19 protein-coding genes and 1 pseudogene are annotated in these 18,923 nt (G+C 44.3%); 12 read left to right on the forward strand and 8 right to left on the reverse strand.

Annotation, left to right across the window (positions count from 1 at the left end; translation table 11 throughout):
* Positions 1-634: 634 nt before the first annotated feature.
* Positions 635-963: pseudogene (locus DYE48_RS01310) on the forward strand (YdeI/OmpD-associated family protein); the annotation flags it as partial.
* 42 nt (positions 964-1,005) lie between these two features.
* Here DYE48_RS01310 and brnQ read toward each other — a convergent pair.
* The gene (brnQ, locus tag DYE48_RS01315; protein ID WP_115822054.1) at positions 1,006-2,388 is read right to left on the reverse strand and encodes a branched-chain amino acid transport system II carrier protein; all 1,383 of its coding nucleotides are present in this window, start codon (positions 2,386-2,388) and stop codon (positions 1,006-1,008) included.
* A 244-nt stretch (positions 2,389-2,632) separates the two neighbouring features.
* Positions 2,633-2,812: a hypothetical protein gene (locus DYE48_RS01320; protein ID WP_115822055.1), complete on the reverse strand. Its 180-nt coding sequence runs from the start codon at positions 2,810-2,812 to the stop codon at positions 2,633-2,635.
* A gap of 324 nt (positions 2,813-3,136) precedes the next feature.
* Here DYE48_RS01320 and DYE48_RS01325 point away from each other — a divergent pair, with 324 nt between their 5' ends.
* From DYE48_RS01325 to DYE48_RS01335, 3 genes are all read left to right on the forward strand, one after another.
* Positions 3,137-4,222, forward strand: a complete 1,086-nt coding sequence (locus DYE48_RS01325; protein ID WP_115822056.1) for a hypothetical protein — start codon at positions 3,137-3,139, stop codon at positions 4,220-4,222.
* A 35-nt stretch (positions 4,223-4,257) separates the two neighbouring features.
* Complete coding sequence (locus DYE48_RS01330; protein ID WP_115822057.1) at positions 4,258-4,737, forward strand: GNAT family N-acetyltransferase; 480 nt, start codon at positions 4,258-4,260, stop codon at positions 4,735-4,737.
* Positions 4,738-4,802: 65 nt separating this feature from the next.
* Positions 4,803-5,174: an FAS1-like dehydratase domain-containing protein gene (locus tag DYE48_RS01335; RefSeq protein ID WP_115822058.1), complete on the forward strand. Its 372-nt coding sequence runs from the start codon at positions 4,803-4,805 to the stop codon at positions 5,172-5,174.
* Positions 5,175-5,338: 164 nt separating this feature from the next.
* Here the strand turns inward: DYE48_RS01335 and DYE48_RS01340 are convergent, their stop codons facing one another.
* Complete coding sequence (locus DYE48_RS01340) at positions 5,339-6,094, reverse strand: DeoR/GlpR family DNA-binding transcription regulator (RefSeq protein WP_115822059.1); 756 nt, start codon at positions 6,092-6,094, stop codon at positions 5,339-5,341.
* Between the two features lie 181 nt (positions 6,095-6,275).
* Between DYE48_RS01340 and DYE48_RS01345 the strand changes: the two genes are divergently transcribed.
* From DYE48_RS01345 to DYE48_RS01365, 5 genes are all read left to right on the forward strand, one after another.
* The gene (locus DYE48_RS01345; RefSeq protein WP_115822060.1) at positions 6,276-6,986 is read left to right on the forward strand and encodes a ribulose-phosphate 3-epimerase; all 711 of its coding nucleotides are present in this window, start codon (positions 6,276-6,278) and stop codon (positions 6,984-6,986) included.
* On the forward strand, positions 6,979-7,539 hold the full coding sequence (hxlB, locus tag DYE48_RS01350) for a 6-phospho-3-hexuloisomerase (protein WP_115822061.1): 561 nt from the start codon (positions 6,979-6,981) through the stop codon (positions 7,537-7,539). Before DYE48_RS01345 ends, hxlB begins: the two co-directional genes overlap by 8 nt.
* A gap of 241 nt (positions 7,540-7,780) precedes the next feature.
* Positions 7,781-8,944 carry a mannitol-1-phosphate 5-dehydrogenase gene (locus DYE48_RS01355; protein WP_115822062.1) on the forward strand — a complete coding sequence of 388 codons (1,164 nt, stop codon included), beginning with the start codon at positions 7,781-7,783 and terminating at the stop codon, positions 8,942-8,944.
* 20 nt (positions 8,945-8,964) lie between these two features.
* Positions 8,965-9,402 (forward strand): PTS sugar transporter subunit IIA, encoded by a 438-nt coding sequence (locus DYE48_RS01360; protein ID WP_115822063.1) that lies wholly within the window; start codon positions 8,965-8,967, stop codon positions 9,400-9,402.
* A 66-nt stretch (positions 9,403-9,468) separates the two neighbouring features.
* Entirely contained in the window at positions 9,469-10,914 is a 1,446-nt protein-coding gene (locus DYE48_RS01365; protein ID WP_115822064.1) for a PTS mannitol transporter subunit IIBC, read from the forward strand.
* A gap of 176 nt (positions 10,915-11,090) precedes the next feature.
* Here DYE48_RS01365 and DYE48_RS01370 read toward each other — a convergent pair whose 3' ends face one another.
* The 5 genes from DYE48_RS01370 to DYE48_RS01385 form a co-directional block, all read right to left on the reverse strand.
* The gene (locus DYE48_RS01370) at positions 11,091-11,387 is read right to left on the reverse strand and encodes a hypothetical protein (RefSeq protein WP_115822065.1); all 297 of its coding nucleotides are present in this window, start codon (positions 11,385-11,387) and stop codon (positions 11,091-11,093) included.
* Positions 11,388-11,450: 63 nt separating this feature from the next.
* On the reverse strand, positions 11,451-11,594 hold the full coding sequence (locus DYE48_RS21065; protein ID WP_167355989.1) for a hypothetical protein: 144 nt from the start codon (positions 11,592-11,594) through the stop codon (positions 11,451-11,453).
* Positions 11,595-11,839: 245 nt separating this feature from the next.
* A complete protein-coding gene (locus tag DYE48_RS01375; protein WP_115822066.1) occupies positions 11,840-13,186 on the reverse strand; it encodes a GntP family permease in 1,347 nt (448 codons plus the stop codon).
* Between the two features lie 21 nt (positions 13,187-13,207).
* The gene (gene gntK, locus DYE48_RS01380; protein ID WP_115822067.1) at positions 13,208-14,749 is read right to left on the reverse strand and encodes a gluconokinase; all 1,542 of its coding nucleotides are present in this window, start codon (positions 14,747-14,749) and stop codon (positions 13,208-13,210) included.
* Positions 14,742-15,476, reverse strand: coding sequence for a GntR family transcriptional regulator (locus tag DYE48_RS01385; RefSeq protein WP_115822068.1), 735 nt, complete (start codon positions 15,474-15,476; stop codon positions 14,742-14,744). Before DYE48_RS01385 ends, gntK begins: the two co-directional genes overlap by 8 nt.
* A gap of 309 nt (positions 15,477-15,785) precedes the next feature.
* On the opposite strand from DYE48_RS01385, the gene DYE48_RS01390 reads away from it, so the two are divergent.
* The 3 genes from DYE48_RS01390 to DYE48_RS01400 all read left to right on the forward strand — a co-directional run bounded on the left by DYE48_RS01390 (position 15,786) and on the right by DYE48_RS01400 (position 18,903).
* Complete coding sequence (locus DYE48_RS01390) at positions 15,786-16,766, forward strand: Gfo/Idh/MocA family protein (protein WP_115822069.1); 981 nt, start codon at positions 15,786-15,788, stop codon at positions 16,764-16,766.
* Positions 16,767-16,934: 168 nt separating this feature from the next.
* A complete protein-coding gene (locus DYE48_RS01395; RefSeq protein WP_115822070.1) occupies positions 16,935-18,143 on the forward strand; it encodes a Bcr/CflA family efflux MFS transporter in 1,209 nt (402 codons plus the stop codon).
* A 184-nt stretch (positions 18,144-18,327) separates the two neighbouring features.
* The gene (locus DYE48_RS01400; protein ID WP_115822071.1) at positions 18,328-18,903 is read left to right on the forward strand and encodes a TetR/AcrR family transcriptional regulator; all 576 of its coding nucleotides are present in this window, start codon (positions 18,328-18,330) and stop codon (positions 18,901-18,903) included.
* Positions 18,904-18,923 lie beyond the last annotated feature (20 nt).

Raw genomic sequence — 18,923 nt, forward strand, 5'->3', positions numbered from 1 at the left:
GGAGGCTGGCCTATGGGTGCTGCTTTGAAAAATGTATATCGTGCAGGAAAGCTGAGCCGCGCGCAGGGAGAGCGAGTCGCGCGCAGGGAGAGCGAGTCGCGCGCAGGGAGAGTGAGTCGCGCGCAGGGAGAGCGAGTCGCGCGCAGGGAGAGCGAGTCGCGCGTAGGAAGAGCGAGTCGCGCGCAGGAAGAGTGAGTCGCGCGCAGGGAGAGTGAGTCGCGCGTAGGAAGAGCGAGTCGCGCGCAGGAAGAGTGAGTCGCGCGCAAGAAGCACAGGAACGCGCACAAGAAAAAAGGAGTCATGGTCCCATGACTCCTTACTCTTTGTATCGCAGCCAATCTCCTTTGATCACTTGATCAGACAGCTGCAGTTCGCTTCTGGCTTTGCTTCTTCCTTCTTTGCATGCGTGGTTGGATAAGGGGGTACCTTTTTCTGTATCAAGGCATTGCAACCCTTCAAATCGTTTCATAACATGGAAAATTTATATGGTGACACCTGACATTTTACAATTATTTCAAAATGTCAGGTGGATGACAAAAGATTTGCTTTTCGGCACCAGCCAGCTATTTTTTCTGGAAATATTCTTTATAATAGAAAGATAATCGTCTTGTGTAGAAGGGGAAGGCGTATGCATAAATTTTCGCGTATCGTCAGTATGGATGACGTGTTCACGGTTGTCGGCATGAAGCGGAAGAAGAAAAAAGCACCGAAAACCACTCCAGCCAGTCAGTGTGTGTCGCAGACAATGAAAACAAGGTAGAGGAAGTAGAAAACTTACAAAAGGATCATCCGGTCGAAGAGGAATTTTACAGGAGATTGGCGCCAGGTTATAAACCGGATTGGGCGCGGCAGTTTTTTTCTGCGAAACAGCAATCGACTCGCGATAAACGGGCAAAACAGATGATAGAAATCTTAGCGGAAGGAAATAAATCACTGGATTTGTACCGTCGTAAGAATAAATAGCATAAAAAAAGACCAAACCCGTGGGGCTTGGTCTTTTCTTTATTAATGAGATAGGTGTTCAGCCTCACGCGTGAGGACAGAGGATTCGGATTTGTTTCCTTCTTTCAACAAGTAACCGATGACGGCGCCTATTAATGCGGGTAGGATCCAGCCGAGTCCGATTCCGTATAAGGGAAGGTGTGAGCTATAAAAGCTGCTGATGGACTCCATCAGAGGGTTGGCTGCACCAGGGATCGTTCCCAAAAGCGCGTTGTAGCCATCGATGGTACTGACGAAAAAGGTCAGCGTCATAGCCCCGGCATAGACGCTTCGTTTATGCTGAAACAGTTTGGAGCTGAGCCCCAAAAGGATCAGGACGATTGCCATTGGGTATAAGAACATCAGCACAGGGATAGCGTACTGGATGATGTTCGTCAGACCGAAGTTTGCGATCATGAACGACATCAACGAAAGGAGCAGCACGAATGTTTTGTAGCTGATTTTCGGATAAACCGTATGGAAAAATTCACTACAGGCGATGATCAGTCCAATACTTGTTTTCAAACAGGCGAGGACAATGATGATGGCAAGTAAAATCGCTCCATAAGGACCGAAATAATGCTCGGCGACTGCAGCAAAGGTCAGACCGCCATTCTCAAGATTCCCGACGACAGAAACGCTGGAGGCGCCCATGTAAGCAATGAGTCCATAAATGAGCATCATGAGCACCATGGCGAAAATTCCTGATTTCCATGTGGTTTGAGCGATTGCCTTCGTATCAGTGATTCCCATATTACGAATCGCGGTGATGACGACAATTCCAAGCGCCAAGCCACCGAGGGCATCCATCGTATTATAGCCTTCTGTGAACCCTGTCATGAAAGGGACCGAAGCATAATCGCCAGTCGGGGCACCGAAACCACCCATCGGTTTGACGATGGTGGTGATGATGAGTATGGATAAAAACAGTAAGAAAGTCGGTGTTAAATATTTTCCGACGATATCCATGACTCTAGCTGAGTTCAGAGAAAAATAATAGACGAGTGCGAAAAAGATAAAACTGAACACAGCAAGCCACAGTTGGGTCTGATCGGGTTGAATGAATGGCTCAAAGCCGACCACGAACGGGACAGTTGCAGTCCTTGGAATGGCGAAAAACGGTCCGATGGTCAAATAAAGCACGACGGCAAATGTCATGCCGAATAAAGGATGAACACGACCGGCAAGATCATTTAACCCGCGGCTGCCAGACAAAACGATCGCGAGAATTCCCATGAGAGGAAGAGCGATGGCTGTCACGAGAAAGCCAATTAATGCGGGCCAAAACGAAGTCCCTGCCATTTGTCCAAGTTGAATAGGGAAGATTAAATTACCAGCACCGAAGAAGAGGCCGAAAAGCATCGTCCCGATGACGGCATAGGTAGAGAATGAGTTTTTCTGTTTCATAGGTTTGTTCCTTTCTTGATGTATTGGTTTGCTTTAAAGGAATAAAGATAATGCTAACAAGAATCTCCACAAGGGACAATAGACTTTTCGATATTCTTAGGAAATATCGTGGTGACATCGCTTTCTTTATGAATGGAGGAGGTCATTTCTCCGATAAAAGTAAAAGGACTTCCTGATTAAGGAAGTCCTTTTGCTCTGTTTGCTCATTATTTATGACAAGACTATGGAAAAGATCGCCTGTCCTCTATGCATCTTTTTGAGTTAATTGATGATCATTGTTTCCACATTGTGGACACTGTGTCCAGACTACATAAGCCGTTTTATCTTCAAATTCTTTCGGAACGACTTTGATTACTTTTAGAACATTATGGTAGCAGCTTGTGCATCTTTCCATGATGGACTGCCCCACTTTTAATTCTGACATACGCTCACTCCTGATCACTATTTTTTATGAGTACCGAAGCCTCAAGAGTTTGTCTAGTATAACGTTTAAGAGGGAAAGAGTCAAAAAGTATATTTCTTCCACTATTTCTTCTAAATCATTTAAAGACGATAGCGAAGTTTTTTGTGTTTCTTTTAGTGAAACGTTTGATTTTATTCAGATAGTTCTGAATTATATGTTAAAATATGTAAGGTTGCTTTGCTTTCCTGAATCATAGAAGAGATTGATCGTGATTAGAACAAAAACAAAAAGAAGGCTGCAGAATTCAATCATATGACACTTTTAATGAAAAGAGGAGACGGAAACGTGGAATTTTTGACGAAACAATCGGTCACAGAGTTAGAACAGATCAACTGTGCGCTGGAAAACGAGGGGTTAAACTTATTGTCTGGAGACTCTGATATCAAACGCTTAGGTGAGGGCTCCTGGCATTATGCTTACTTGATTGAGAATGAACAGCTAGTCCTCCGAATTCCGAAAAAGGTCGCTTATGATGAAGCAGTCGCCTTCAACCGTGATCAGTTGAAGGCGGAATATGGGTCTACCGAAGCTTTTTACAAGATAGCCAACGAAGCACAGAAAGGCATGTGTCCCGAACACTTCCATTATTTCATTGATGAAGACCTTACTTATACGATTGAATCTTATGTGGGTAAAACGTTGGGGCTGGAAGGGCAGACGCAGCAACAATCGAAGCAGTACGGGAGAAACCTCGGCGACTTCTTTCGCGCCCTTGAAGAGATCGCTCCCCCTTATGAAGGGATCGGATATTTGGAAGTCGGAGAAAACGGGGAATTAAAAGGCGGCCTCGACATGGAATTGAGAGCGTGTATCGTCGAAGAGAGAGGAGAGTATGAAGAAGAATTTCATGCCCTGCTTTCATATACTCATGGATTCAATAAAGAAAAAGTTTCTGCTATCGGAAACGAATTAATCCCAAATCGGTCCATCGATCGGGAGAAGCGGATCCTTACCAATCAGGATACCTCACCTGAAAATTTGATCTTCACGAAGAACGGCGTGAAAATGATCGACCCTGTTCCGCTTCTCTATACAGGAACCTCCCTTGCCGCCAATCATGTCTTCAATTATCACACCTTTTTCCATACCGTTTACGACACACGAAGATATGGGAAAGGAAACTACCATCTTCATGTACCTCTTCTGAGAGCCCATGCGGATGGATTTGTGGAAGGATATACGCAAGATTCAAAACAGAAACGCATGGATTTACATATCGAAGTGTTTTTGAAACTTGTGACGATGGCTCATACTCATCTTGAGATGTTGAAGAAAGAAACGTTAACAAAGGAACAGGTCATCCGCTTTGGAACAAAAGACCAAATCGAAAAGCGTCTACACATCTATCTAACCGAATTAGAGAATTTTTAATGTGAAAGTGACAATTGGAGAGGGGGCGACGCCTTTTGAACAAAGAGGAAAACAAGCAGATTCTCTCACTGGACATCCAGCCCTTACATGAAGCGGTGGTGGAGGAAGCTAGAAATCTCATATTGGCTGGTTTTTTAGAGCGTTTTGGATTTATTGATCATTCTCTCAATCCTGATCTGAAAGATATGATGGGTACCTATAATAAGGAAGGAAATGGATTCTTTGTTGCTTTGGCTGATGGGGGGCTTGTTGCGACGGGGGCCGTTACGAAAGAAGATCATCGGGTGGGGAGAATTGAACGGATGTCTGTGAAGGGTACTTATAGAAGAAAAGGAATCGGGCAGAGGATGCTGGCGAAGCTTGAGGACGCTGCTCGATCCAGCGAGTATAAAAGACTTGTGTTGGAGACGAACAACAGATGGGAAAGTGCGATACAGCTTTATACATCGAATGGCTATCACCTTGTTTCGGATGATGGTCAGCGTTATCATTTTGAAAAAACATTAGAGGTTTGAGGTTTCATAATAAAGGATGGATGATGAACTGGGCTGAATACCAATCATGAAAAGGGGAGAGGTCGATGAAAACAGGTGATGTGTACACTTGGAAGCGCACGTTTACGAATGAGGAAGTATTGGAGTTCGGTCGGATTTCCGGAGATCAGGGGAGACATCATGTGGAGCCGGATAAAGAGGGAAGGTTGATGGTCCAAGGGTTGCTGACGGCGAGCATCGGGACGAAGATCGGCGGCGATTTGCACTACATTGCAAGAGATATGGTCAGTGAGTTTCTCCGCCCGGTTTTTACTGGGGATACGATTACCTGTGACGTGAGCTTGGAAAAGGTTGTTCAAGCGGATGGGCATAAGAAAGTGGAAATGAAGTCTGTCTATCGCAATCAAAAAGGGAAAGAAGTGTTGATTGGTTCGAGTCACGGTATCATACGGGATTAAAAATAAAAGCACATGGGAACCAGGCGAATGTTTATTACTTTTGAGCCTAGCTACCACTTCAAGGACTAATCAATATGGAAAAAGCCAACCCTCTCAGGGTTGGCTTTTTTGAGGTTCATTTTTCTCAAGAATAAAGGTCCTGACTTAGCCTTCGAGATAAATGGTTATGCGTGATCAATGATGTCTATGCCTTGTTTTTCATATAAGCGTTTAATTTCTGGATGCACATTTTCTGTGATTAAGTATGTTAAATGGTCGGTTGGACAGACAATATGATTGGAAACCGTATCTAACTTATCATTGGTCACCATACTTAACACTTCGGTGGAAATGGACGCCATTTTCCGTTTGATGAGTGCTTCTGACGAACGGGGGATGCTGATCCCGATTTCAGGATCTATGTTGTAAATTCCCATAATATAAAGATCGGCCCTCATCGAATTCAAAGCTTCATAGGTGTCGATTCCTAAATTCACCATCGACTGTTTAAATAAGGTGCCTCCGATCATGATGACCTCAATATCATTGTGGTTGGAAAGGGCCATCGCAATCGGCGGGCTGTTGGTAATGACGGTACCTTTCAAAGACAAAGGGAGCTGCCGGACCAATTGTAAATTCGTTGTCCCTCCATCAATTAACAGGACCATATCATCTTCAATATATTGTAAGGCTTTGTTTGCTAGATTCGACTTCGTTTCATTGTAAATTTCCTGTCTTGTTGAAAAATCCTGGACGGGGGGGCCTTTTCTCAACGCACCGCTGTGAACTCTTTTGATCACTCCTTGGCTGTCCAATTCTTTCAAGTCTCTTCTAATCGTATCTTCTGAAACAGACAGCCGTCTGCTTAAGTCGCTGGCAATGACTTTGTGCTCTTCATTAACAATATCGATAATGGTTTGTTGGCGTTCTTGTTTAAGCATACACGAAAGACTCCTTCTCTTAATTTCTTCCAGTATATCACGGATTTTTCCTTTCATAAATCGAAAAACAGCATTAAAGTGCAAATAAAAGCAAAAACATGCAAGAAAACGCTTTACTTTTTCTTGTTTGTGCCTTATTATTTTGACAAAGGCGCATAAACACAAACAAGGAGGCACAAACATGCAACGAAATATAACAATTGCACCGTCCATCATGTGTGCGGATCTCTGCAATCTTGAAAAAAGTGTCAGAGAAATTGAAGAAGCGGGATTGGATACTTTGCACATTGACATCATCGATGGAACTTTCAGTCCAAGCATGCCTTTGGGAATCGAAACCATTGAACAACTAAGAAAAATAACGGATATGAAATTCGATGTTCATATTATGGCGAATACGAATGAATTCTTTATACAGGAAATGCTCCGGATCGGGGTCGAACAAATTACTTTCCATGTGGAAACAAGTGTCCACATTGACCGCTATATCAACTTAATCAAAAAGCATGACACCAAAGTAGGAATCGCCCTGAACCCAGCCACTCCATTATCGGTACTGGATTATGTATTACCGCAAATAGACACGGTCCTGCTGATGCTGATCAATCCAGGTTTCGCCACAGATAAAGGGGAACAGCAAGTGTCGTACGCTACGAAAAAAGTAGAGGATTCGGCTAGGTTGATCCGGTCCAGAGATTTGGATACGAAGATTGAAGTGGACGGACGCGTGTCATTGAATACGATTCCGACTCTGGTCAGAGCCGGGGCGGACATCTTAGTGGCTGGAAGCACGAGTTTGTTTGAAAAGAGCAATGGTTTGAAAGACAACAAAAAATTGATGGAATCACTGATACAAGAAGGATTGCATGAGGAGGTTGGAATCAATGGTTAACTATAAGGAAGCATCAGGGGTCATTACAAATGAAATCACATCCACATTAACCAACGTGGACAGCCAGGAGATTGAACGATTGATCGAGCAAATCAATCAAGCAGAAAAAGTATTCTTCGTAGGCGTAGGGCGGGTGCTCTTATCATTGCAATCAATCGCTAAACGATTAGCGCACCTCGGTGTTCAGACTTACGTCGTTGGCCAGATCACAGAACCGGCCATGACGGAGAAGGACCTGCTGATCGTTGGATCAGGAAGCGGCGAAACGGCTTTTCCCCTCATCATTGCGAAAAAAGCGAAAGAACTAAATGCAACGGTTGCTCATATCGGTACGAACCCAAATAGTTCGATGAGCCAATATGCAGATGTGTTCGTCCGTCTCCCAATAAGCTCCAATCCGGAGACAGTTGAAGAAGTACAATCCCAGCAGCCGATGAAGAGTCTATTTGAACAGAGTCTTCTTCTACTGGGAGATACCATCGCGTTAATGATTGTAAAAAAAGAGAACATCGAACTGCATTCGCTTTGGGAATACCATGCGAACTTAGAATAGTAGATTGATGCAAATTCCAAGCCCCTTTGATATAGAAAGGAAGGTCAGAGGGGCCGGTCAAGGGGCCTCTGGTGAGTCCCGATCTACGCAAAAGCCTTTTATAAAATTTGTAAAATTATACAAAAAGAGTTATTTTTCTTTTTTCTCTATAGACGCTCTCCCATTGTCATATTATACTGATTTTTATGGTTTACTGGCGTTTGGACGAATGAAGAGAACCTGACGTAAAGGAGGTCCACAAATGAAAGCGCTACATTTTGGAGCGGGTAATATCGGGCGAGGTTTAATCGGATATCTCTTGAACAAGACGGGATATGAAGTCTGTTTTGTGGATGCAGACCAAAAGCTGGTTGAAAGCATCAACGACCGCCAGCAGTATGTTATAGAATTGCTAAATGAAAATCATACACAAGAAACCGTTTCTCCTGTGAGAGCGTTGCATACAACTGCTCAGAATGAGATTATCGAAGCTATTTTAGAAGCAGATATCATTACGACATCTGTAGGAGCACAAAATCTTTCCAGAATTGCTCCTATCCTATCCAAAGGCCTTCTAACAAGAAAGCAACAGAGCAAACCTCCCATCAATGTGATGGCCAATGAGAATACAATCAATGCTTCTTCTCAATTGAAAGAGGAAGTGAAAAGTGTAGTTTCTGCACATGATATGGAAGAAATCATGTCTTTTGTTGGATTTCCGAACTCGGCGATTGACCGTCTTTCGCTCTCTGAAAATAGGAGTGAAGGGGAAGTTGCCCTTGTAGAACCCTATTACGAATGGATCATCAACCGGTCGGAAATGGTGAATAAGGATCTGCCTCCAATAAAAAACGCCACCTACGTAGATACGTTAAAACCCCATATTGAGCGCAAATTATACATGGTGAACATGGGGCACGCAGCTACAGCGTATATGGCGCACTTGAAGGGCTATCCAACCATTCAGCGTGCATTGCAGGATTCAAGACTTGAGGAGTTTTTAAGAGCAACCCTTCAAGAGTCTGCCCGTTATTTCACTCACATCCACCACATGGACGAGCAGGAAATGGACGCGTTTATTGAAAAAACCGTCGATCGCTTCAAAAACGAAAATATAAGCGATGACATTTTACGAGTGGGAAGGTCACCGATCCGAAAGTTGGGGCCAGAGGAGCGGTTAATCAAACCAGCCCAAGTTCTTTTTGATTTGGACCTGCCGATCGAAAACCTGACGACTGCGATAGCGGCCGCGTTTTTATTCGATAACCCCGAAGATGAGGAGTCTGTGACGCTTCAAAGCTATATTGATGATCAAGGAATCGAACAGGCCATCACTCATTTCACTGAATTTAAAGAAACCACGATCGTATCGAAGATCAAGAGTCAATATTTGCAATTGAAAAAAGAACAAGCTTTAAAAAGCTGATTAGAAAGGGTGCTGACTATATGCTAAGCGAACAATTGAAAGGTAATATCCATTTTTTGAAATCTGTAAACTCTTGGGAGGAAGCGATCTCAGAATCGGCGACTCCTTTACTGGATGACGGTTCCATAACTCCTAAATATGTTGAGGATATGATTGAGAACGTTCACAAAAATGGACCGTATATCGTCATCGTTCCAGGAATCGCTATGCCTCATGCCAAAAATGAAGGCGGCGTTGTGAAGACAGGGATTTCGCTTTTGAAGTTAGAAGAGGCCGTGCCATTTCCTGAAAACAAAAAAGTCAATCTTCTGTTCACATTAGCTGCTGAAGATACTTCAGGTCACTTGGATTTGATCTCAGATTTATCTTCTTTACTGATCGAAGATGAGGTGAGAGAAAAACTCGAACAAGCCAACAGTGAAGAGGAGATCCTGGACTTGCTTCAGACGGTCGAATAAGTCCGGTCTCCTGATCATCATAGGCAGCGAAGATGATTATTAAAAAATTGGAAAGGGATGATTCAGATGGCAAGTCCAGCTAAGGAAACGACGGATAGCAATGTAGTAGACATTAATCGTCCTTCTGCAAGGGCCAGAGTTCAAGCTTTCGGCGGCTTTTTAACCAACATGGTCCTGCCGAATATCGGCGCATTTATCGCCTGGGGTCTGTTGACCGCCTTATTTATACCAACAGGATGGATTCCCAATGAGCAGCTTGCTCAAATTGTCGATCCAGCCATTAAATTCTTGCTTCCCCTGCTTCTCGCGATCACGGGTGGTCGTATGGTCGGAGGTCAGCGTGGAGCTGTGATGGGGGCGATCGGGGCCATTGGTTTGATCGTCGGATCGGATATTCCGATGTTTTTAGGAGCGATGGTGATCGGTCCTTTGGGCGGATTGATCATAAAGAAATTTGATCGCTTGGTTGAAAACAGAATTCCTGCCGGGTTTGAAATGATTGTGAACAATTTCTCCCTCGGGATTCTAGGATTCCTGCTGATGATCGTATCGTTCTTCTTTATCGGTCCAGTGATCGAATCGGCGAACAATTTTGTAACTTCAGCCATCGAGGCTTTGGTGGCTACCGGCTTACTGCCTTTACTTTCTCTTATAAACGAACCAGCAAAAGTATTGTTTTTAAATAACGTAATCGATCAAGGGATTTATTACCCGCTCGGCATGCAGGCGGCGGCTGAAACAGGAAAGTCCATTTACTTTACTGTCGCTTCCAACCCTGGCCCAGGCCTTGGATTGCTGCTGGCGTTTACTTTCTTTGGTAAAAAGACGGCTCGACGAACAGCACCAGGTGCCATTATTATTCATTTCTTCGGCGGTATTCATGAACTATATTTCCCTTACGTATTAATGAAACCCCTTACAATTATTGGAATGATCGCAGGGGGCGCGACAGGGATCGGCGTGTTCAGTTTGTTTGATGCAGGACTCGTCGCAGGGCCAAGTCCCGGCTCGATCTTTGCCTATCTAGGACTGACTCCTAAAGGAAGCTTTATCGGTATTATCGCCGGCGTACTGGCTGCCGCGGCTGTGACCTTCTTGATCACATCGCTGATTTTAAAAATGGAGAAAAATAAAGATGAGGAAGAAGATGAGCTTTCCGATTCCATCGAAAAATCCAAAGCGATGAAACAACAAGGAAAACAAGTGGCGAACAGCAGTAAAAAAGATGAAAACATCGATAAAGTCTCCTTCGCTTGTGACGCCGGTGCAGGTAGTAGTGCATTAGGTGCCACGACGTTCAGAAAGAAACTGCAGAAGAGAGGAGTCGACGGGATCGAAGTGAAACACTACAGAATTGAAGATGCACCCCAGGACTCCAATATTATCGTCGTTCATAAAGATCTCTATGACCGAGCGAAACACGCTCATCAAGACAAAGAGATTATCACAATTGAAAACTATATTAGTGATCCCAACCTGGATGAATTGTTGGACAGGTTGGAAAATCGGTAAAACATTAGATAAGAAAATATTGTTAAGAAGGTTCATTTAGGAACCTTCTTTTTTTTATTCCTGTATTCGGGTGTAGTGGTAATCATACAAAGGTGGATGGACTTGTGTTGATGTTTGATGGCAACATCCAAAAAATGCTACCGGGTGGGGGAGGCAGAGACGAATCAACCTCTTACCTATTGTTCGGTGTTATGATTGAGGGACTCTATGTTTTTGTTCAATTTCTCCAGCTCTGCAAGAACTTTGCTTAACTTTTCTTCAATTCCAGCAAATGTATGAGAAGCGGCTTCAGAGATATCTGTAATGATGCTGGATAGATCGACGTCGTCAGAATCGTTTGATACATTTGAATGTGAGAGAGTATCCAATAATGAATGTTGACTCGATAAATTTGAAGCAAGCTTCAGCAGACTGTCTAGATTTAAATCAATAGAGTCTGATGTGTTTTCTTTTTTCAGTTTTTTTCTTTTCAAAGGAATGACCCCTTTCTATTTATAATAGAGAGGGCTATGTTGTTATTCATAGCCCTCTAAGATTTAGCTAATGGTTCCAAGAATCTCATTAATACATGAGATGACAATTTGGCGTTGCTCACTTGATCCTAGTAGAACAGCGACCAAAAGCGCCAGCAAAAACAAAACAGCAATGACCACAGCGACTAAGTTTCTTAAGAAATTCATCGTTTTTCCTCCTTCATCACAAGAATGTGTGTAGGAGACGTCTCTTACATAGATACTCTATGAAAATCTATCAAATGCGCTTGTACAATAGCCTCATTTAATAGAATACTCATTCATTTGGTTTTTTGCCGCTGGTCATTTGAAATGAATCGGAGGATGAGATCAGGCATCTGGTTTGCTGAAAAGATACTAAAAAAAGACTGTCGAGAAAGTCTCGACAGTCTTTTTTTTGTTCAGATTCAGTTTTATACAAACAAACTCAGTAATAGTGTAAAGGCAAGGCCAAGGACCGAGATGATCGTTTCAAGCAATGTCCATGTGGCGAACGTTTCCTTCATCGTGAGGCCGAAGTATTCTTTGAACATCCAGAACCCGGCGTCGTTGACGTGGGAGGCGACTAAGCTGCCTGCTCCTGTAGAAAGAACCATAAGAGCCAGATTGACGTCTGTCTGCCCTAATAGAGGGATGACAAGTCCGACCGTTGTCAAAGCAGCAACAGTGGCTGAACCTAAAGAAATCCTTAGAATAGCAGCGATCAACCATGCAAGTACAATCGGGGACATGGTAGACCCTTCGAAGAGTTCAGCGACGTAATCACCGACTCCACCGTCGATCAATACTTGTTTGAACGCACCGCCACCCCCGATGATTAAGAGCATCATACCGATTTGAGATATGGCTGTCGAGCAGGATTCCATGACGGTTTTCACAGGGATATTTCGCGCAATCCCCATCGTGTACATAGCCACAAGCAGGGAAATGACCATAGCCGTGGAAGCGTTACCGATTAAATTGATAATGGATAAGAACGCGTTTGTTTCAAACCCAGCCATCTCTTGGATCAATGTAATGATCGTGGAAATGGCGATTAGAATAACCGGAAGCATAGCCGTGAAGACACTGATGCCGAACTTCGGTGTATCCTTTAGGTCGAATTTCTTTTGTTCTCCTAATGAAGTGATATCCCCTTGTTTGGTAAACGAATCGGGCACGATTTTTTGAGCCATCTTCGTGAAAAGGGGTCCCGCTACGATAACGATTGGGATGGAAATGATGATTCCATAAAGCAGGACTTCCCCAAGATCGGCGCCATATTCACCGGCGATTACCGTTGGACCCGGGTGAGGCGGCAGGAATCCATGGGTGACCGACAAAGCAGCGGCCATCGGGATCCCTAAATAAAGAATAGAAACTTTCAATTCTCTTGAAATCGCAAAAACAATAGGAATGAGAAGGACAAGTCCTACTTCAAAGAAGAGCGCAATTCCGATGACGAAGGAGGCGGAAACGACCGCCCATTGAATGTTCTTTTCACCAAATTTGTTTACAAACGTCATGGCAATACGCTGTGCACCGCCGGCATCTGTAATCAGCTTACCGAGCATCGCACCAAGACCAAAGATCAGTGCCAGGTGTCCGAGTGTACCGCCTAATCCGGTTTCAATCGTTCCGACAATATCTTCAAGCGGCATTCCGAGCAATATAGCTACACCAAACGAAACAATAATCAAAGAAACAAATGTATTCAGTTTAAGCCCCATAATTAAGATCAACAGGGCGACAATTCCTATAGCAACCATTACTAATGGCATGATGATCCCTCCATGTTGTGTTTATGACTTGTGAATTAAACCTCTCTGGTATTCTGCAATTCTTGTATAATCGCTGCTCAGCCTTCTGGATAAATCAATGAAGATCGGCAGCAATTGCCGGTATTCGTGTGAAGCTTCCTCTATCGGTGTGTGTTGATGGGTATTTCCAATCATCTCGGAAGCCACTTCAAACGATTCTACTTTTCCTGTGGCATAGAGTCCTAGAATACAAGCCCCGAGACAAGAGCTTTCATAGCTTTCCGGTACAGCAACCTCTGATTCAAAAATGTCAGCCATCATCTGGCGCCATACGTGAGAACGGGCAAAACCACCCGTTGCCTGAATCCGGGTTACTGGTGTGTCCATACATTCCACAAGGGCGAGGTAGACGGTGTACAGGTTGTAAATGATTCCTTCCAGGGCGGCGCGGATCATATGCTCTTTCTTATGGGACATGGTCAGCCCGAAGAATGACCCACGGACATCCGGATTCCAAAGCGGTGCCCGCTCCCCAGCTAAATAAGGATGGAAAATCAATCCTTCTGCCCCTGGTCTCACACCATCGGCGATTTTTGTCAGGACTTCATAAGGATCGATGCCGAGACGCTTCGCGGTTTCAATTTCAGCGGCAGCGAATTCGTCTTTGATCCAGCGCAGAATCATCCCGCCATTGTTGACAGGACCACCGATGACCCAGTGATTTTCTGTCAGTGCGTAACAAAAGATTCTTCCTTTTTCATCGGTCTGCGGCTGATCGATGATCGTACGGATGGCACCGCTCGTCCCGATCGTAACCGCGATTTCTCCTTTTCCGATAGCGTTTACACCAAGGTTTGATAAAACACCATCACTCGCACCGATAATAAATGGAGTTTCCGGGTTCAATCCGATTTTCTTTGCCAGTGAACGGTTGCAGGAAGTAAAAGCTTCCGTCGTTGGTACAAGCCTTGATAACTTATCCCGGGAAATCCCTGCGATGTGGAGCGCTTCCTCCTCCCAGTCCAATTTTTCCAAGTTCATCATTCCAGTAGCGGAAGCAAGAGAATGATCAAGGACATACTCGTCGAAAAACTTATGGAAAATGTATTCTTTAATTCCAATGTACTTGCTGGTGATGGAATCGATTTCAGGATGCTCCTGAACCATCCATGTCACTTTACTCAAAGGAGACATGGGATGAATCGGAGTGCCTGTACGTCTGTAAACGTCATGACCATTCCATTCGTGTTTGATTTTCTGCGTCCATGCTTCACTTCTGTTATCCGCCCAGGTGATACATGGGGTCAGGGGGTGGCCGTCTTTGTCTACGGCAATCAGACTGTGCATGGCACTACTGAATGACACAAACGAGAGATTCTTGTCTTTATGATCATTCATAATGGCGGTCATGACAGTGACAACCGCCTGGAAAATTTCATCCGGATCTTGTTCAGCCGTTGAGATGTCCGGTGTATGCAGGGGGTAGCCCTTGCTTTCCTTTTGAATGACATCGCCTTTTTCACTGAATAATACAGCTTTTGTACTTGTGGTACCGATGTCGATACCGAGCATGAAGTTAGTCATCTTCTTTTTCGACTCCTTTAGTAAAGGTTTCCTGCGCCATCCATAGTTCTTCGACCCGGCCTTTGGCGACATCATCGAAATTCTGGTGCAGGGATTGAACCATAAGGTCGCGATCTTTCTTGCGAATGGCTTCAATGTATAATTCGTGGTTCTCTATGATTCTTTCAAAGTCTCCATACATCTCTTCAAACCTGTATCTCATGGAAAGGAGGACGAGGCTTTCGAGTGTGGGTTTCAGGTTGTTCCAAATCATCTGAATATGAGAATGACCGATCGAGCGGATGATCGTATCGTGAAATTCCAGGTCCTGCTTGGAAAATTCATCGGCATCCTTATATTGAATCGCTATTTTCATCATTTCAAAAATCTTGCTGAGATCTTTGACCAGTTCCTCTGTCTCCATATGGACGAGACGTTCAAATACGAAACTCTCAATGAGTAACCGAACATCGTACATTTCCTGGATTTCTTTTTCTGTGATATGGAGAACGCGTGCTCCCATCCTTTCCAACCGGATCAGGTTTTCCGAAGCAAGGACTTTCAATGCATCCCTTACGGGGGAGCGGCTTACGGAAAATTCGGAAGCCAGCTGATTCTCAGATAGGATTGAACCGCTTTCAACAGTGCCCGAAATGATACGCATTCGGAGCTCGCAGGCCACGCGTTCACCAGCGGATGCTTTTGATAACCATTGGAGCGGGTACAGAAATTCATTGGAATCCTTCATCTATTCACCTCATTTGTGTAACTTTGTATACTTGTATACAAGTAGTGTAGTACAACTTTTCAATTTTGAAAACGCTTTTTATATAAAATGTCGAAAAAAATCGAATCGATGATTCATGGAAAAGGAACCACTCCTTTGCCATGCCCTTGTAATATGCGGGGAATGGTCTTCACGAAAAATATCGGCCTCCGATTCTTCTTAAAGGGGAAGGCTTCCATAATTTAGTGTCCGTCCCTATTATGCTAAAGTTGTAACGGAATAGTAGTTATGTATCGAATTCTAAGAAAAGAAATGCGGGGAGGAATTCAGATGAAAACGATCAGATGGGGAATCATAGGATGCGGGGACGTGACAGAAGTGAAAAGTGGTCCAGCTTTTCAGTTGATCGAACAAAGTTCACTTCAAGCTGTTATGAGAAGAAATGGTGAGAAAGCGAAAGACTACGCCGAGCGTCATGGTGTGCCTCGATGGTATGACAAGGCGGAGGATTTAATCCATGATGACGAAGTGGATGCGGTGTATATTGCCACGCCACCTTCTTCCCATAAAGAATATACAATCATGGCAGCCAAAGCAGGAAAGCCTGTCTATGTGGAAAAACCGATGGCAAATAGTTTGGAAGAATGTGAAGAAATGGTCCGAGTTTGCGAAGCGTATGGTGTGCCTTTATTTGTTGCTTATTATCGGAGATCCCTGCCGAGGTTCTTAAAAGTAAAGGAACTTTTGGAAGAAGGAGCCATCGGAGATGTACGATTCGCTTCAATGCAGCAGACCCAGCAGATCGTGCAAAAGGATGAGCATGGGAATTGGCCATGGCGAGTGATTCCGGAAAAAAGCGGGGCAGGATTATTTTACGATGTCGGTTCTCATACGTTAGATCTCTTCGACTATCTGCTTGGACCTTTAAAAGATGTGAGAGGATTTGGGCTGAACCTTGCTGATTCCTATCTAGCTGAAGACACAGTCAGCGGTGTATGGAAATTTGAGAGCGGAGCTGTCGGAACAGGGGTATGGAATTTTTCTTCTTATAAGAATGAGGATGATAACCGAATTGTTGGAACAAAAGGAGAAATACAGTTTTCCACCTTTGATGACAAGCCGGTTGTCCTTGTAAACGATTCAGGGGAAGAATCTTTTTACTTCGAGCGTCCAAAACATATTCAAAAGGCTCATATTCAAACGATCGTTGATGAGCTGCTGGGAGAAGGAACTTGTCCGAGCACGGGAAAAACAGCGCTTCGAACCAATAGGGTGATGGGGGAGCTTGTTAAAGAGTATTATCAACGATGAGATCCCAACCGTTCCATGTTTGTTTTATGGAACGGTTTTTCTATGCTGATGAATAGACTTCCTTGGTGAATAAAGATAAAATCATAGTTTAACAGCTTAGAGAACGTGGGGATATTACTCAGGGGTCTTTTTAAAAAAAGTAGATAGAATTGAAGAAGGTGTTTAATTATGTTGCATAATCCAAAAGGAAAAGAAAGAATTGGCCTCGCGTTCCTACTCGGAATGCTTGGAATTCTAGGGCCATTGAACATTGATATGTATCTGCCCAGCTTTCCGGGGATCGCATCCGATTTAGAGACAAACGCGTCCCTTGTTCAGCTTAGCTTAACGACCTGTTTGATCGGTCTTGCCGTCGGTCAAATCGTCGTAGGCCCGGTCAGTGATTCGCAAGGGAGGAAGAAACCACTCATCATTTTCCTTTCCCTCTTCGCACTGGCGTCCTTTCTTTGTGCGCTTGCGCCTAATATCCTTGTGCTCGTCATCGCTCGTTTCCTCCAAGGCTTCACAGCTTCTGCCGGGGTCGTCCTTTCACGAGCCGTCGTGCGTGATGTGTTTTCAGGGAGGGAGCTGACGAAATTTTTCGCCTTACTCATGGTGATCAATGCGACAGCTCCGATGATTGCCCCGATGACAGGGGGAGCGATTTTACTTTTACCATTCGCTACATGGGAGACGATCTTTTTCGTTTTAAGTATTTTAGGTGTAGCAATCGTTTTAACCGTTGCAGGAAAATTACCGGAGACCCTTCCCGTAGAAAAGCGGATCCCAAGCTCTGTGAAAGAATCGATTCTGACCATCGGCCGCCTGCTGAAGGACCGCTCGTTCATCGGGTACGCCCTCACCATCGGTTTTGTCCATGGGGGAAGTTTTGCTTATGTATCCGGAACACCGTTCGTTTATCAGGGCATTTATGGCGTGTCCCCTCAAGCATTTAGTGTGCTATTCGGAATTAATGGCCTGGCAATCATTACAGGAAGCTTTTTAGTCGGACGTCTCGGGGGGATCTTCCATGAAAGGAATCTGCTTCGGACCGCTGTACTCGTTGCTGTCAGTGCGACGAGTTTCCTTTTAGTGATGACAATTGTCGAAGGAGCGTTGTATTCCATTGTCATTCCTATCTTCATTTACATGACAGCGATGGGGATGGTTTTGACAAGTACATTTACCTTGGCGATGGAGCATCAAGGCCACCGAGCAGGAAGTGCCAGTGCGGTGCTCGGGATGCTGCCGTTGTTGTTTGGCGCGACAGTATCTCCGCTTGTCGGTCTTGATGAGACGACGGCTGTACCGATGGGAGCGATCTTGTTTACGACAGCTTCGATTGGTGCAGTGATCTTTTTTACGTTGACGACGAAAAAACAACAGGCCACTGCATGATTGTTGTTTAGAATCGGTGCCAGAACCAAGCTCTTTTACAATAGTAACGGAGCGGGGACAGGCACCGATTTTATATTAAATGAACGAATAATTATGAGACCTTCGTTTGATTGAAAGAAGAGGTAAAATATACTAAGCTGAACAGGAATGAATGTTCATTCCGCATAGAAGGGAGGAAGTTCTTATGCCGACATCCACAAGTAAACGTGATCATATTTTCCAAAGCGCGCTGTCCCTATTCGCAGAACGCGGTTTTGATGCCACAACGATTCCGATGATTGCGAGTGATGCGAAAGTGGGAGCGGGAACGATTTACCGCTATTTCGAGAACAAGGAAGTTCTCGTCAATACATTGTTTCAACATTACGCGGCCTTGTTCACGAAGACGCTTGAAGAAGATTACCCTAAAGACGCGGGGATCCGTGATCAATTTCATCATCTTTTCCAAGGGATGGTTCGTTTTACAAATGAGCATGAGCACGCGCTTTATTTTATAAAAACTCATAACGCCGCTTATTTCCTTGACGAGACAAGCCGGAGTCAATTCAATCATCTGTTGATGATTCTTGAAGGCTTTATCGATGAGGGGAAGGAGAAAGAGCAAATCAGGGGACTGCCATCGAAGGCGTTGATTGCGATTATCTTCGGCGGATTTCTTGAGCTATTCAAATTGATCCGTGCGGGTGAGGTCGAAGCGACGGATGCATTATTAGCAGGTGTCGAGGAAAGTTGCTGGGATGCTGTGCGTCATCATGAGTGATGAGGCAGAGCTTTCTTCTC

Origin of the sequence: Halobacillus trueperi (assembly GCF_003386945.1) — a bacterium.
GTDB classification, from domain to species: Bacteria; Bacillota; Bacilli; order Bacillales; family Halobacillaceae; genus Halobacillus; species Halobacillus aidingensis.